Annotated in this window: 14 protein-coding genes and 2 pseudogenes; 5 read left to right on the top strand and 11 right to left on the bottom strand. The window is 58.9% G+C overall.

All coding sequences use genetic code 11. The features are described from left to right. Positions 1-24: 24 nt before the first annotated feature. The 5 genes from greB to KDX37_RS26735 all read right to left on the bottom strand — a co-directional run bounded on the left by greB (position 25) and on the right by KDX37_RS26735 (position 3,484). Positions 25-498: a transcription elongation factor GreB gene (gene greB, locus KDX37_RS26755; RefSeq protein WP_231656252.1), complete on the bottom strand. Its 474-nt coding sequence runs from the start codon at positions 496-498 to the stop codon at positions 25-27. 47 nt (positions 499-545) lie between these two features. Next, positions 546-875, bottom strand: coding sequence for a hypothetical protein (locus tag KDX37_RS26750; RefSeq protein ID WP_231656251.1), 330 nt, complete (start codon positions 873-875; stop codon positions 546-548). Between the two features lie 103 nt (positions 876-978). Beyond that, positions 979-1,287, bottom strand: a complete 309-nt coding sequence (locus tag KDX37_RS26745; protein WP_231656250.1) for a class I SAM-dependent methyltransferase — start codon at positions 1,285-1,287, stop codon at positions 979-981. Between the two features lie 242 nt (positions 1,288-1,529). Next, positions 1,530-1,964: a DoxX family protein gene (locus KDX37_RS26740; RefSeq protein ID WP_231656249.1), complete on the bottom strand. Its 435-nt coding sequence runs from the start codon at positions 1,962-1,964 to the stop codon at positions 1,530-1,532. Positions 1,965-2,050: 86 nt separating this feature from the next. Continuing rightward, a complete protein-coding gene (locus KDX37_RS26735) occupies positions 2,051-3,484 on the bottom strand; it encodes an MltF family protein (RefSeq protein ID WP_231656248.1) in 1,434 nt (477 codons plus the stop codon). A gap of 180 nt (positions 3,485-3,664) precedes the next feature. Between KDX37_RS26735 and KDX37_RS26730 the strand changes: the two genes are divergently transcribed. The 4 genes and pseudogenes from KDX37_RS26730 to KDX37_RS26720 all read left to right on the top strand — a co-directional run bounded on the left by KDX37_RS26730 (position 3,665) and on the right by KDX37_RS26720 (position 6,532). Then, positions 3,665-4,483 carry a TatD family hydrolase gene (locus tag KDX37_RS26730; RefSeq protein WP_231656247.1) on the top strand — a complete coding sequence of 273 codons (819 nt, stop codon included), beginning with the start codon at positions 3,665-3,667 and terminating at the stop codon, positions 4,481-4,483. A 102-nt stretch (positions 4,484-4,585) separates the two neighbouring features. Beyond that, positions 4,586-5,191, top strand: a pseudogene (locus KDX37_RS29920) (methyl-accepting chemotaxis protein); the annotation flags it as partial. A gap of 363 nt (positions 5,192-5,554) precedes the next feature. Then, a pseudogene (locus KDX37_RS29915) lies at positions 5,555-6,061 on the top strand (methyl-accepting chemotaxis protein); the annotation flags it as partial. A gap of 108 nt (positions 6,062-6,169) precedes the next feature. After that, the gene (locus KDX37_RS26720; RefSeq protein WP_231656245.1) at positions 6,170-6,532 is read left to right on the top strand and encodes a DUF962 domain-containing protein; all 363 of its coding nucleotides are present in this window, start codon (positions 6,170-6,172) and stop codon (positions 6,530-6,532) included. Positions 6,533-6,550: 18 nt separating this feature from the next. Here the strand turns inward: KDX37_RS26720 and KDX37_RS26715 are convergent, their stop codons facing one another. The 6 genes from KDX37_RS26715 to KDX37_RS26690 form a co-directional block, all read right to left on the bottom strand. After that, entirely contained in the window at positions 6,551-7,348 is a 798-nt protein-coding gene (locus KDX37_RS26715) for an acyl-CoA thioesterase (protein WP_231656244.1), read from the bottom strand. Between the two features lie 161 nt (positions 7,349-7,509). Further along, on the bottom strand, positions 7,510-8,262 hold the full coding sequence (locus KDX37_RS26710; protein WP_231656268.1) for a CHAD domain-containing protein: 753 nt from the start codon (positions 8,260-8,262) through the stop codon (positions 7,510-7,512). A gap of 33 nt (positions 8,263-8,295) precedes the next feature. Beyond that, positions 8,296-10,329, bottom strand: coding sequence for a transglutaminase TgpA family protein (locus KDX37_RS26705; protein ID WP_231656243.1), 2,034 nt, complete (start codon positions 10,327-10,329; stop codon positions 8,296-8,298). Further along, on the bottom strand, positions 10,326-11,309 hold the full coding sequence (locus tag KDX37_RS26700; RefSeq protein WP_231656242.1) for a DUF58 domain-containing protein: 984 nt from the start codon (positions 11,307-11,309) through the stop codon (positions 10,326-10,328). Before KDX37_RS26700 ends, KDX37_RS26705 begins: the two co-directional genes overlap by 4 nt. Continuing rightward, positions 11,279-12,196 (bottom strand): AAA family ATPase, encoded by a 918-nt coding sequence (locus KDX37_RS26695; protein WP_231656241.1) that lies wholly within the window; start codon positions 12,194-12,196, stop codon positions 11,279-11,281. The genes KDX37_RS26700 and KDX37_RS26695 overlap by 31 nt, the downstream gene beginning before the upstream one ends. A gap of 241 nt (positions 12,197-12,437) precedes the next feature. Beyond that, a complete protein-coding gene (locus tag KDX37_RS26690) occupies positions 12,438-12,716 on the bottom strand; it encodes a hypothetical protein (protein ID WP_231656240.1) in 279 nt (92 codons plus the stop codon). 153 nt (positions 12,717-12,869) lie between these two features. Here KDX37_RS26690 and KDX37_RS26685 point away from each other — a divergent pair, with 153 nt between their 5' ends. After that, on the top strand, positions 12,870-13,925 hold the full coding sequence (locus KDX37_RS26685; protein ID WP_231656239.1) for a patatin-like phospholipase family protein: 1,056 nt from the start codon (positions 12,870-12,872) through the stop codon (positions 13,923-13,925). The last annotated feature ends 304 nt before the right edge of the window (positions 13,926-14,229 follow it).

The following is a 14,229-nucleotide window of genomic DNA, read 5'->3' as shown; positions in this document are numbered from 1 at the left end:
ACTGAAAAACCGCCCAGACAGGTATTACTGCTCATAGACAATACTGTTCACAAACCAGAGCTTCTCGCCTTCGGGCGTGTTGACCAGCACCTCGTCACCCTCTTCTTTCTTCAACAGAGCCCGCGCCATCGGCGAGTCGATGGAGATGTAATCGTTACGTCCATAGATCTCGTCATAACCCACGATGCGGAATTTTTTGAGATCGCCGTTTTCGTTCTCGATTTCAACCCAGGCGCCAAAAAACACCCGTCCTTCCTGCTCCGGCGAATACTGCACCACGCGCATGTCTTCCAGACGCTTGCGCAGGTAACGCACACGACGGTCGATTTCACGCAGCAGTTTCTTGTTGTACTGGTAATCGGCGTTTTCGCTGCGATCACCCAGCGATGCCGCCCAGGCGACCTTTTGGGTGATGTCTGGCCGGTGCTCGCGCCACAAATAATCGAGCTCTTTCTTCAGGGCGTCGTGCCCTTGCTGGGTGATGATCTTTGTACTCAAGACACTTCTCCGGACCGCAAGAAAAAGGTCATCCGGCGCTGACTGCGCTACTTGCGCGTCACCTCGTGCCTGATGCAGTCGTCATAATAAATCTTGCTGACACTGTCAGGCTTCAATCGCGATGCGCTGTCATAGGTCTGCTCGTTGATTCCCAGCGCCATGGGGCGCATCCACTGTTTGGTGAACTTGCGCGCCTGCAGCTTTTGCCGGGCACCGTAACGCGTCACCCCTGAAAGCTTGGACGTCTGCGCACCCGCCGCAATCGTCGAACCCCAACGGCACAGATAGCGTTCGTTTTCGGTCGCGTTTCTCGCTTGGGCAGACAGTGCAACACCCGACAGTGTCAAGCAAGCCAGAGCACAATAAACCAATCGCATGCAGCCACCACCTAATCCTTTGATAAGGCGGCGATTTTGCCTGTCAAGCGAAGCGCCGGGGGCCAGCAAAATGCCTTCTATGGCCGCTGATTCGCGGCCTGGATCAGCCCAGTGTAATCAACCCCTGCCGCGCGACGCGGGTCAGGTCACGAATCACCTGCTCGACATCGGCCCTGGCTGGCGACTGAATCACGGCGAGGTCGAAGTGATCATTGGCAAAACCGCTGAGCGATTGATGCGGTTTGATGAACTGGATCAGAAACGCGCAGGAACCGCCGCGGCGACGAGGCCAGCCATCCAGGTAACGTAACAGCGTGGGTTGGTGAGAACCGCCCAGCAGGATCCGGGGGCTTTTACGGGACAGCGTGGTGCTGATCGGGGAAAGACGTATAAGGGGGCGCAAGTTGTTCATGGCTTTTTCTCTGCCTCAGAAGCTCCGCTGGGCAGCGGTGAGAGGCAACACCGAACCAACGTTTTAGCGGTATTTAAACAAGGTTTGAACCTCGTCAGGCGCCCCGCAAGTAGTTGTTAAATCGGCGCTTGAGCACGCATCCTAGAGAAGCGCGGCATTCGTTGTCAATTGTCATCCATGACAAAGCATCAGAAACGCGAAAGGCCCGCAATCTGCGAGCCTTTCGGGCGACCAGGCAATGCTTACCTGGCGATGGCGCGATCCACGGAAAGCTTGCCTGCCCCTTCGATCAGAACTGCCAATGCGCCGCCAAGCAGTGCCAGCGCATACTCATAGCCGTTATTGGCCATGAAGAAACCGTTGTGGATATGTACAGAAAAAATCGCAACCAGCAGCAGCACAGTCACCACCGCTGCTGCAGGGCGTGCCAGCAAGCCTAGCAACAGGCCCAGACCACCAAAAAACTCGGCGCTGCCCGATAACAGTGCCATCAGATAACCCGGCGTGAGGCCCAGGCTTTCCATGTACTGTGCTGTGCCTTCAAGGCCATAGCCACCAAAAGCGCCGAACAGTTTCTGACTGCCGTGTGCAATGAAAGCAATGCCGACGATGACGCGAAGGACGGTCAGGCCATAACCGGCGCGGGTGCCAAGTACCGATTTGATCAATGTGTTCATGCTGGCGTATTCCGTTGCTATTGAATGAGAGTGGCGCCATCATAATCAAATCTACAAATGTAGAAACCGCAAAATAAAGCCCATTATCATCTGATTATTCGATTGGTAGGTGTTTTGCCCGCACCGTCTTTCTCCAGCGCATCCCGTTCACGGTCAAACGCCAGGTAGTACTTGTTCACGCTGTTGACGAACGTGACGACATTGGCCCCGCCCTGCTCCATCGCCACACGCTCGGTCTGGAAAAACCATTGATTGGGATTCAAGCCACGTCGCCGCGCCTCTTCACGCATGCCCTGTACTCGCTCCGGCCCCATGTTGTAAGCGGCCATAACGAAGGCCATACGCTCGCGTTCGTTGACCTTGGGGCTCGAGAAATACTTTCTCTGGATTTGAGCCATGTAGCGCGAGCCGGCCCGAACGTTGTCCTCAGTACTCTGGATGTTGGGTACACCTACGCTCTTCGCGGCCGAAGGGGTGATCTGCAGCAGGCCTGTCGCCCCGCCACTGCCTTTGGCGGAAGGATCGAGTTTTGATTCCTTGAAAGCCAATGCTGCCAGATCCAGCCAGTCCATACCTTGTGCATCGGCGTGACGCTGCAGCATCGGCCGCAATTGTTCGAGCCGCTGAACATTGGTGCGAACCAGCGGATTGTTGACCCGGTAAGTGTTCTTGTAGGCCTTTTCAAACGCCAAATCCTGATTGGGGGATGGCTTGTAACCATGCAGGAAGTCATCAATGCTGGCGCGCAGCAGGGTTGCGTTGTCACGCACGAACCAATTGATGTCGCCCTGAGTACGCAGGGTCAGGCCACGATCGATACGCAGTTTGGGCATGACTTTGGCCCAGCGCTCGGCAATAGGCTGCTCGACGAGGGTCATGGGATAGATGCCGGCCTGGACCATTTCCAGTACGTCCTCCACCGCAAGACTGGGATCGACCCACTCGATTTTCACCAGTGGCAACTTGCGCAACTCCAGCTGCCGATTGACCTGATGCACCGCGTCGTCAACGGCGCTGCCGCTGGCGAGGCTGAGGGTGCGGCCGGAAAGCTGGTCGACGCGTTTCAAGCTGCGCTGGCCGCGAACACCGACCAGTACCAGAGGTACGTCGTGAATGATCGGCTCGCTGGCACGCACCCCTTTGGCCGTGCTGGCATCAAGCAATTCGCCCGGCGCAATCAGATCACCCTCACCGCGCTGCAAGGCGCTGAGCAACTGATTTTTGGCTTTCGGTATGATTTTGAAGGTGACCTTCTGGCCATAGCGGGAATGGCTGTTGAGGTAGCGCTCGAACGCTTGCAGTCGATGGTATTCGATACCGACCTCCTCCCCTTTGACGTCGCCTGAGCTGTTGCGGCTCTGGTTGACCAGCACGCGCAGGACCTTGCTGCTGCGGATCGCGGCCAGGTCACGCACCGGAGTGGCATGTTGCACAACCTCTGGGCCTGTCTGTCGGGCCGACGCATGGAAGGGCAAAAGCGGTAATAGACACATCGTGCAGACAAGCGCGGATCGGATCATTCACTTCCCCAGGGCAATGCCGGAAAAAAACAGGAAAAAGGAACTCTTGAGGTCACGCAGCAGTACTGGACAGCACAGGAAATCGTTGAGCCGTTACGCCCAAGCGTTTGAATATCCAGCTCTTTCTTGTTGTAGCCGTAGCTCTGGTATGCTCGGCAGCCTTCAGCTGGAGGTAGCACCATGCAACTCATCGACATCGGCGTCAATCTGACCAACGCAAGCTTCGCTTCGCAGCGACAGGCGGTACTCGACCGCGCTTATGCCGCAGGCGTGGACCAACTGGTGGTGACCGGCACCAGTGTCGAGGGCAGCGAACAGGCTTTGCAGCTCTGCCACGAACTGGATGACAGTGCGCAAAGGCTGTTCTGCACAGCGGGCATCCATCCTCACTCGGCGAGCGATTGGACCGGCGACACCGAGAAACAGTTGCATGCTCTGCTCAACGAAAATCGCGTTCGGGCAGTCGGTGAATGCGGGCTGGATTTCAACCGTGACTTCTCGCCGCGTCCCCAGCAGGAAAAAGTGCTGGAAGCCCATCTGGCTTTGGCCGTTGAACTGCAAATGCCGGTATTTCTACACGAGCGCGACGCCAATCAGCGCCTGCTGGAGATCCTGCGCGACTACCGTGACCGTTTGCCCGCCGCCGTGGTGCATTGTTTCACCGGCGAGCGGAGCGCGTTGTTCAGCTATCTGGATCTGGACCTGCACATCGGCATCACCGGCTGGATCTGCGATGAGCGACGCGGCACGCACTTGCATCCCCTCGTGACCAATATTCCCCGCGGACGCCTGATGCTGGAAAGCGACGCACCTTATCTCCTGCCACGCAGCCTGCGCCCGAAACCGAAAAACGGTCGAAACGAACCGGCTTATCTGCCTGAAGTGCTTCGCGAAGTAGCGTTGCACCGCAACGAAAGCGAACAGGACCTCGCGCTGCACAGCACCGCATGCGCACGTGAATTCTTCGGTTTGCCGACATTTGAGCGAACAGCAGACTGAAATCTGCGTTTTCATTGATCCGCATCAAGTGTTGCTTTGAGAGTTGCGACACAGCGATAGCACCCTGACACTATCACTCACGACCATCAAAGAAGACTGCAAATGGGCTCCTGGCTTGGCAACCTGTCACTCAAATACAAATTCTGGGCGGTCAATGCCGTCGCGTTTATCACCACTCTGTTGCTGGTGCTGTACGCCGTGCAGCTTGAGCAACAGGCGCGAAGACAAACCTCGCAGGAGGCCGCTCAGACTCTCGCCCGCGCTATTGCCAGATGGCCAACAGAGCAGCCGTTGCCGTCCAGTGGCGCACTGCTGGCTTACGCCACAGGCGCGACACCCAGTTTCAACGGCGTTGCGCTACCGGAACTGACCAACGCCGACGACTGGGTCACACTCGACAGGTCTTTGGGTGAACGATCATTGTGGGGCGCCCAGGTCACTGTCCGGGCTGATGGTCAGCGCGTCGCAGCGCTTGCGTTTGCACCGTCTCTCACTCAGATGATTGAGCACCGCGCGATCCACTATGCGATCGCCGTGCTGGTGCTGATGATCGCCATGTTATGCGCTTCACAACTGCTCATTCGCTTTCTCCTCAGCCAACTCAATGCCCTCAAGGACGTGATGCTTTACGTCGAGCAAACCGGCGATCTGTCTGCACGTGTACCCAACGGCAACGATGACGAGGTCGGGCAGATGAGCAAAGCGTTCAATGCAATGCAGGCCGGCTATCAACGCGTGGTCAACACTGTCTCGCAATCCGCTGCCCGGCTGGATGATGAGGCCGAGCACCTGGCTATCGGGATGCGCGAAGTACGCCAAGGCATGCTCGACCAGCAGAGCGAAACTGATCAGGTCGCGACCGCGATCAACGAAATGAACGCCACCGTTCACCACATTGCTCAACATGCCACCGCTACCCGAGACCAGTCACACGCCGCCGACGCGCTGGCTGGCAGCGGCAAGGCCGTGGTGGAGCGTGTGCAGTTGTCAATTGCCGGGCTTTCCAGCGGCGTGCAGCAGACGGCCGAGATGATCCAGCGCATGGCGCAGGACAGCCAGAAGATCAATGGCGTGGTCAGCGTGATTCACAGCATTGCCGAGCAAACCAATCTGCTCGCTCTTAATGCCGCTATCGAAGCCGCCCGTGCCGGGGACATGGGAAGAGGCTTTGCGGTCGTCGCCGACGAAGTGCGCAACCTCGCCAAACGGGTGCAGAACTCCACGGATGAAATCACCAACATGGTGTCGGCCTTGCAGGCCGGCACTCGTGACGCGGTGGACTACATGCAGGACAGCTCGCACAAGGCTGACGAGTGCGTGCAGCAGGCACAACAGGCCGGCGATGCGCTGGCGGCCATCGCCGATGCGGTTGCCCGGATGCGTGAAAGCAATACGCAGATTGCAGTGGCTGCTCAGCAGCAAAGCCAGGTTGCCGAAGAGATGAATCGCGCCGTGGTGAGCATTCGTGACGTGACAGAGCGCACCGTGACCCAGACCATCGATTGCGCCAGCACCAGTGGTGGGCTCGCTGCACTGGCCAGCGAATTGAACATTGCCGTCGGCCAACTGAAGTTGTGAGCGACTATCACGGCGATAGTCAGGCTTGACTCGCGCGCGGCCCGGAGCAGGCCTACTCTTCAGTCATTGGAAGATGCATCCGAGGATGGCATTGAAGAGGACAGCAGTATGGGTAAGCGACTCCCCGACCTTCACACGTGGCAGTGGCGCGGCTACGCACGCAACCACCAGCACCCGACCAACCTGGTATTGCATCTGATCGCTGTGCCGCTGTTTGTCATCACGGCGCTGCTGATTCTGGATGGACTGTTTTCATTCAGCTTCTCGTCCATCGCCATTGGTGTCATCGGCCTGATTGCGGCGCTGGGTGTGCAGCGTCATGGTCACTCGCTCGAACAACACGCATCAGAACCATTCAGTGACCGTAATGACGCCATCAAACGTCTGCTGACCGAGCAATTCGTGACCTTTCCGCGTTTTGTGTTGAGCGGTGGATGGTGGCAAGCCTGGAAACAGCGGCACCGGCGCTGAAGCCGGAGCTCTGAGCTCTCAGCCAAACACAGTGACGGTTTGACGACTGATCGCGATCAACTCTCCTTCCGGCCCCCATAACATTGCAGCCGTGTGCCCGTAACCATCGCGAGCATGCTCGATGACAGCCTGATAGCTGCACCATTGCAGTGTGTCGAGCGCCGGTTGTGGCTGAACGAACTCAATGGTCCAAGTCAGCGAGCTGCCCGGTGCCGGTTTGTTCAAATGCGGCAACACGGCGGGTGGCCAACTGTCGACCAGTGCCAGGATGTGAGCTTCGGTCATCGGCCAAGCCTGCTGCTCATCGCGAAACCGGACATATCCGCCGATAGCGGGCGATGGGGTATTGCTGTACGGCATAGCACCCAACGCCCAACGAATCTCCATGAATCGCAGATAATCGGGCATCAAGCCTTTGACGAACGGCAGCTCGGTACAGTCGTCGGCCGCTTTGAAGGTGGGCGCAGGGGCTGCAGCAACGTTGATCATGGATTCGCGCGGCGCGCCGAAACTGCCCTGAATCAGGGTCATCACCTGTCCGTTCTGGGTAGCACGCCCCAGCACCTGACTGACCGCCTTGCCATGCCGCAGGATCTCGACGTCAAAGGCAATCGGCACGCCGGGCTCGGCAGGCCCGACGAACGTGATCGCCAGCGACCGCACCGGCCGTCCTTCAGGCACCTCGGCACGCATGGCCTCGAAGGTAAGCGCCGCCATCAGCCCACCAAAGCAGGCGCGGCCCTGCGACCACTCGGCCGGGATGGTGACCGCACGTGGCGTGTCGCGGACAGCATTGATCAGTTCGCAAAAAGTCATGGAGGCTCCAGCAGAGGGCGACATCGGTACCCATGTCGATGGGTAGCACAGGATGATCAAGATGTTACCCATCTGCCGGCCAACTGACATGCCGCATAACGGCCATTATTGCGGCCTGAACGACCTGTATGCCGTAGGAATAATCCGTTCTGGCAACTGCCTCAGAAGCAGGCCTTGGCCAGTCGTTTGAGCGACGCTTCGGCCTTGCGTTCGGCACGCACGATGCCTATCTGCCAGCCAGGAATACAAGGTGCCAGATCAGCCTGCTCACCTGCCTGCGCCAGCCATTGCAGATGATCATGCCAGTCGCCCAGTTCGCTCTGCGCAGACTTGAGGCGCGCCTGCATGTTTTTCGGCTGGTGGCTCAATTCCGGATAAGCCTCGGCGGCGTAGCGCACGCGCTTGATCAAGAGGCGCAAGTCGTGACGATCATGGTCAGGCTCGGCAATCGCCACGCGCAACTTGCGCCACTGTTTGTCCATACGGTTTTCGATGGTTTTACGCAGACCACGCAACAGGCCTTGACGCTGCTGCAGGCGTAACAGTGTTGGAAGCTGATCAATCAATGTCATCAGACGGGTCATTTCGCCGGACTTGGCAACCCTGGGACATGCATGGCTCAAGTGTTCGTTACGCGTACGGGCAGGCTCGTGCAACCCTTGCTTGTCAAGAAACGCGGCGAGCACCTGCATGTCACGCAATGGCGTGGTCAACTGCCCTACCGCCTTGGCAGCATCCTCCAGCTGAGTGACACCGGAAATGTCCCGCATCGGCCGCAGCAGGCTACGCAAGCGGCGCACGGTGGTGCGCAGATCGTGCAACGCTTCGCTGTCAGTCGAAACCGCGAGCCGTGCCTGACACGCAAGCAATTTGACATCCAGCGCCAGTACGTTGGCGACCAGATGATCAACCATTGATGACATGCAATTCCCCTCAAACAAAACAACTCATGAATGACTGCCCTTGGCCGCCGATAACCGCCACGGCATCTGGCGACGCAGTGCGTTCAAGCGGCCACGCAACTGGCTCGACGAGCCGGAGCGACCGGCATAACGCTGGGCCTGAAACTCCTCCACGAACGCCTCGATGGCGCCCGCTTGCCGAGGAAAGAACAGTGCCGCACGGCGACCGAACGCCACCGCACCTTCGCCCGGCATACGACGCAGACCATGGCGAGCCAGCAAGCGTTCAAACGCATTGAACAGACGCAGCTGCGGATCGCTCTCACGGCGCCACGGTTTGAACAGCCACAGCGCAACCAGCCCCAGTGACACTATGATGCCTGCCACGAACACCGGCGCCTCGAACCCTAAGAACCAGCGGCTGAGCACTTGCAATTGTTGCTGACCCTGGTAGCCCAGCACCCATCGCTGCCAGCCGTAATTGAGGTCATCCCAGCTCAGGCGCATGGCATTGATCCAGGGCACATGCCGGTAACGCAATGCCGAAAACGGCGCGTCCTGCAGAAAGTCTTCGTCGGCCGCAAGTGCCTGTTCCAGACCCTGTTCGATACGCTGCGGCGCAACCGCGGCCGTCGGGTCAACGCTGCGCCAGCCGACGCCCGGCTGCCAGTATTCGACCCAGGCATGGGCGTCGAACTGCCGCACAGTCAGGTATTGGCCATCAGAACTGATCTCCCCACCCTGATAGCCGGCCACCACCCGCGCCGGAATACCTGCGGCACGCAACACGAAGGTCATCGCACCGGCATAGTGAGCGCAAAAACCCCTGCGACTGACAAACAGAAAGTCATCGATGCTGTCATTGCCCGATGGGGTTGGCTTGAGGGTGTAATGGAACGGCTGCTGGGTGAAGTAACCCAGTATGGCTTCGACCAGCGCGTCGGGGCGGGCGTAACGACGGCGAAGGTCATCGGCCCATTGCCGGGCCTGCTCATTGCCTTTGGCAGGCAATTGCATGTCCTGACGCTGGATCTGCTCGGTAGGCTGCGCATCACGCACGCTCTGCGGCCAGGACGTGACGCCGTACAACAACGATTGCTCGACAGGACGTCTGCGCTGCAAGCGGAAATCGCTCATCTGGCGCACCTCGGACAGGCTGGTTTCGCCCACATCCAGGCTTGGCAACCAGGGACGACCACTGGCCTCCATGACGATGCTGTAGGTCAGTGGCTCGCCGCGTTTTTGCCATTGCGCAACCTGCACGCTCTGGGCGCGTGACGATTGCGACCAGCGACGTCCATCAAACTGCTCCAGAGTCAGGCCTCGCCAGTACAACTGATTGCGGGCGGGAACAGCGCCTTCGAAACTGGCGCGAAACACCAGCGCGGGGGAGCGGCTCAATTCTGCCATGTCTCCAGGAGCCATATTGTCCGAAAGACCTGTGAGCCCTTTGTTGCTGGGCTGCGGCAAGGACCAGAGCGGGTCGAGACGCGGGAAGAATACAAACAGCAACAGCATCAACGGCACCGCCTGGGCCATCAGTTTGAAAGCCAGCTTGAGCGTGGCAACAGGCCTGCTCGCCAGAGCAGACTGCTGCAGACCGATCAGTGCCGCCAATAACGCGCCGATGGGCAGCAGGCTGAACAGCGCCCACAGCAGACTGTCCTCGAACAGATAACCCACCACCACGCAGAAAAAGCCCAGAAAGATCAGCACCCGTGCGTCGCGGCGCGTGCTGACTTCGAGCATCTTCAGCACGAAAGCCGCGACCAGCAGCGCAGCGCCAGCGTCCAGCCCCACCAGGCTGCCTCGCGCCAGGTACACACCCCCCGCCGTGCCCACCAGCAAACCAGACTTGACCCATGTACCGGGCAGACGGGCGCGCATGCGAAAGACCTGCACGCGCCACACCGTACACCCTAGCCACAGGGCCATGATCGAAACCGGTACATGCAACGTAAATGGCAACACCACCAGTGCCTGCGCCAGCAACAGCCAGGTCAGGCTGTCGCGGGGAACGGGCTGACTGAGCTCAGCCTGCAGCTTCGTGACCGCAGGCTTTGTGGTCCGCGCCTTCATGGTCGATCCCCATAAAGCGCCAGCGCGCGCAGGCAGGTCTCGCGGTGTGCATCGCCGCTGCCCACCGCCGACACAAAGCCCGGCAGGCTCAAGGCGAACGGCTGTCGACGTTGCGACAGTTCCAGCACCCAATAACACAAGCGTGACAGACGCTCTTCGATGTCGCCACCCAGCGCCATGAAGTCCAGGCAAAGATCGTGACCACTCAGGTCGACAAAATCCTTGACCAGCAGCCCCTGACCCCGGGAGTACGCTTTCCAGTGCAGACGCCCACGGTTGTCACCCGGCTGATAACCACGCAAGCCGTGATAGTCATCGACACCTGTTCCTTGCGTCACCTGGCCACTGTCCTCAGCGTGAGGTTGAACGCCTTTGAGCAAGGGCATCGTGCCAAACAGCGGGCGCGGGTAGATCAGCGCGGTCTGCTCCAGATCCAGCCAGCTCCACGCGCGAAAAATACCTAATGGAAATACACTTTCGACCCGCAGTCTGGGCGCACGTAGCCAGCCTCTGCGCTCGGCAGGCAGGGTCAGCTCGATCTCGGTCAGCCCTCTCGGTGTGACGTCGCCCGGCTGCACATTCACAGCCTCCCATCCCAGCCCCAGCGCGTGATGGGAAGGACCGCTACTTTCCAGACGCAAGCGCAATTGCACGGGCTCGCCGACAAACACAGAACGCGCCACTCCGGCGCTCAAAATCAGCCCGCTGATGTTTCGGTAAGTATGCAGGATCGTCAGTACACCCACTGACATCAGCATGAACGTCAGGCCATAAGCCAGACTGTTCTGGTAATTGATCGCGACCAGCAGCATCAGCACCAGCACCGCCGCAAAGGTCATTCCGGTTCGGGTTGGCAGAATGAAGATGCGCCGGTGATCGAGGGTAACTCGCGATGCAGGCGGAATACGCTTCTCCAGCCAGCGCTGCCAGAACGGTGTGAGCGGCGGAATCAAAGCACCGGCACCTCGCGCAGCAACCATTGCACCAACGCACCACCGCCATGACCGGTCGGGTCGCTGCGCTCGCGCAAACGATGACCGACCACCGAGGGCAGCACCGATTGAACATCTTCGGGGATCACATAATCACGACCAAACAGCATGGCCCACGCCTTGGCCGCCGCCAAAATCGCCAGGCTGGCCCGTGGTGAAAGGCCGTAAGCAAACTGCGGCTGGCTGCGGGTTGCGTCTACCAACCGCAACACGTAATCGACCAGCGCGTCACTGGCCCGCACCTGTCGGGCCTCTGCCTGCAATTGACCGAGCGCAGCGTGATCCAAGATGGGTTGCAGACGCGGCAACAACTCTCGGCGCGATTCGCCCAGCAGCAAGGCCTTTTCTGCCGCGCGGGCTGGATACCCCATGGAAATACGCATGAGGAATCGATCCAGCTGCGACTCAGGCAAAGCAAACGTGCCGCCGGAACTGAACGGGTTCTGGGTCGCGATGACGAAAAAGGGATCGGGCAACAGACGGGTCGCGCCCTCGATGGACACCTGCCCCTCCTCCATCGCTTCCAGCAAAGCGCTTTGACTTTTGGGCGTAGCGCGGTTGATTTCATCAGCCAGCACCAGCTCGGCAAAGATCGGCCCAGGATGAAAGGTGAACTGCCCGCTATCGCGATCAAACACCGAAGTTCCAAGGATATCGCCGGGCAACAGATCCGAGGTGAACTGGATACGCTGATAGCTCAGCCCGAGAATTTTGGCCAGCGCATGGCTGAGTGTGGTCTTGCCCATGCCCGGCAGGTCTTCGATCAGCAAGTGGCCACCGCCAATCAGACAGGTCATCGCCAGACGTACCTGCGCTTCCTTGCCCAGCACCACCTCATTGATGGCGCTCAAACATGCATCGAGTTTTCTATCCATCGAAAGTCTCTCCCGGCAACGGCTTCATGACTGTGGGACTGCAAACGATGCGAAACGTCCGAACACTTTATGGTCAGCGTAGGCCGTTTCGCCACAGTATGAAGGGATTTGCCGGAAGGAAGGCAAGAAGGCATTGCGGAGGGTGTTCAACGTGTACAGGCAGGCTTGGAAAACTGCCCGTCGAGACGTCTGCAGCCCGCGCCTTGGTAATAGCACCAGGACGCGGCTCACAACGGATCAATCAACGGCCAGCGCGTGACTCACGAATGTAGAACCGCGCTTTTTCGGCTTTCTCGGTGCAGCCTTCAAATGCTTCGAATTGTTGCTGGGTCTTGGCACCCGTCAACAGCGACAGCGCCTTGGAGTAACTGACCGTCCCGGCGAAGCCTTCGGCCTTGGCCAGATCGAGTTCGTGCCAGGCGCCGTCGAGCTGAGTGGCGCAGCTGTCGCGATACCCTGTCTTGCCAGCACAACCTGCAAGAACCACGATGAACAATGGCAGACAGATCCAGGCTTTCATGGGGTGTTACCTCAAGAGTAGAAAAAGTGTGTGGCGGTTTGACGGTGTAAACGGCTAAAAGTGCCGTCATACGGGGGTCAAGGGTAACTGTTTTCATCCAACAACGTTCTTTATTCAGCGTATCGTGAGCCGACTGAAATCAGGGGTGAGCTGATGAAAAAACGGATAGCACTGGTATTGGGGTCAGGTGGCGCCCGTGGCTACGCGCACATTGGCGTGATCGAAGAGCTGGAGCGGCGCGGTTACGAAATCGCGTGCATCGCAGGCTGTTCGATGGGCGCAGTGGTCGGGGGCATCTACGCAGCTGGCAAACTCGAGCAGTATCGCCACTGGATAGAAAGCCTGGATTACCTGGATGTGTTACGTCTGGTGGACGTCAGCTTTAGACTGGGCGCCATTCGTGGCGAAAAAGTCTTCGGGCACATTCGCGAAATTGTGGGCGATATCAACATCGAGGATTTGCGTATTCCCTATACCGCGGTGGCCACTGACCTGACCAATCAGCAGGAGATATGGTTTCAGGAAGGCTGCCTGCACCAGGCCATGCGCGCATCGGCGGCGATACCCAGCCTGTTCACACCGGTCATGCAAGGAGGACGCATGCTGGTTGATGGCGGGCTGTTGAATCCGCTGCCAATCGTGCCCGTGGTATCCAGTCATTGTGATCTGATCGTGGCAGTCAACCTCAACTCGACCCACCAGCAGCATTATCAGTTACCAGTGATCGAGCGTCCGCCTGCGGTAAAGAAGCGGGTCGACCTATTGATCAACTCACTGGGTGCGCGTCTGCCGTTCAGACGCAAGGTCAATACCACGGGTCATGAGTTGGCATCGTCTGAAACCAGCAGTCTGAAACCGGTCGCCGCGCATGTCCCAAGCCCTTGGCTGGATGAGGTGTCTGCCGACCCGCTGGCCCAGCAACCCGCCGCAGCGCCTCAGTCTGAAGGCGCACCGCGATCGGCCAGTGGCTCGGTGATTATCGATAACGTCGGGCCTGCGTCGTTACTGGATCTGATCAATCAGAGTTTCGAGGTGATGCAGACGTCGTTGGCGCAGTACAAGATTGCGGGGTATCCGCCGGATATTCTGATTAATGTGCCGAAGCGGGTGTGCCGGTTTTTCGAATTTTACAAGGCCCCGGAGTTGATTGCGTTGGGGCGTGAGATTGCCAGTGACACGCTGGATCGGTATGAGGGCGAGCAGCGGTAATAGGGCCGGGTGTTGTTTGGTGATGCGATGCGGCATGGGTTCGGGGGCTTGGGTGCTCGGCGCGGGTCACCTTGTTTGGGCATATGGATGATATGGATTGTGGACTCAGTGGCCTGCACGCTCGGCTCAGGTCACCTTTTCGCCCCTCGGCGACCCACTTTGATGGGGCCAAAGTGGGCAAAGCCTCAGGCTCCGGTTGGGTCCACCTGCGGCGGATTCCTTCGTCCTGACACTGATCCGGCGGTCGCTGCAACGGGCCATCCATGGCCCGGTGCAGCTCAATCGGCATCCATGCCGATTGCCC

The sequence above is a fragment of the Pseudomonas californiensis genome, assembly GCF_021147775.1.
GTDB classification, from domain to species: domain Bacteria; phylum Pseudomonadota; class Gammaproteobacteria; order Pseudomonadales; family Pseudomonadaceae; genus Aquipseudomonas; species Aquipseudomonas californiensis.
The sequence above is the reverse complement of the archived record's forward strand: the minus strand, read 5'-3'. Positions and strand labels throughout refer to the sequence as shown.

What these genes read in the sequence shown, in the direction of transcription:
- KDX37_RS26750 (WP_231656251.1), bottom strand. Translation starts at nt 875, where the DNA reads ATGCGATTGGTTTATTGTGCTCTGGCTTGCTTGACACTGTCGGGTGTT.
- KDX37_RS26745 (WP_231656250.1), bottom strand. Translation starts at nt 1,287, where the DNA reads ATGAACAACTTGCGCCCCCTTATACGTCTTTCCCCGATCAGCACCACG.
- KDX37_RS26740 (WP_231656249.1), bottom strand. Translation starts at nt 1,964, where the DNA reads ATGAACACATTGATCAAATCGGTACTTGGCACCCGCGCCGGTTATGGC.
- KDX37_RS26735 (WP_231656248.1), bottom strand. Translation starts at nt 3,484, where the DNA reads ATGATCCGATCCGCGCTTGTCTGCACGATGTGTCTATTACCGCTTTTG.
- KDX37_RS26730 (WP_231656247.1), top strand. Translation starts at nt 3,665, where the DNA reads ATGCAACTCATCGACATCGGCGTCAATCTGACCAACGCAAGCTTCGCT.
- KDX37_RS26720 (WP_231656245.1), top strand. Translation starts at nt 6,170, where the DNA reads ATGGGTAAGCGACTCCCCGACCTTCACACGTGGCAGTGGCGCGGCTAC.
- KDX37_RS26715 (WP_231656244.1), bottom strand. Translation starts at nt 7,348, where the DNA reads ATGACTTTTTGCGAACTGATCAATGCTGTCCGCGACACGCCACGTGCG.
- KDX37_RS26710 (WP_231656268.1), bottom strand. Translation starts at nt 8,262, where the DNA reads ATGGTTGATCATCTGGTCGCCAACGTACTGGCGCTGGATGTCAAATTG.
- KDX37_RS26705 (WP_231656243.1), bottom strand. Translation starts at nt 10,329, where the DNA reads ATGAAGGCGCGGACCACAAAGCCTGCGGTCACGAAGCTGCAGGCTGAG.
- KDX37_RS26700 (WP_231656242.1), bottom strand. Translation starts at nt 11,309, where the DNA reads ATGGTTGCTGCGCGAGGTGCCGGTGCTTTGATTCCGCCGCTCACACCG.
- KDX37_RS26695 (WP_231656241.1), bottom strand. Translation starts at nt 12,196, where the DNA reads ATGGATAGAAAACTCGATGCATGTTTGAGCGCCATCAATGAGGTGGTG.
- KDX37_RS26690 (WP_231656240.1), bottom strand. Translation starts at nt 12,716, where the DNA reads ATGAAAGCCTGGATCTGTCTGCCATTGTTCATCGTGGTTCTTGCAGGT.
- KDX37_RS26685 (WP_231656239.1), top strand. Translation starts at nt 12,870, where the DNA reads ATGAAAAAACGGATAGCACTGGTATTGGGGTCAGGTGGCGCCCGTGGC.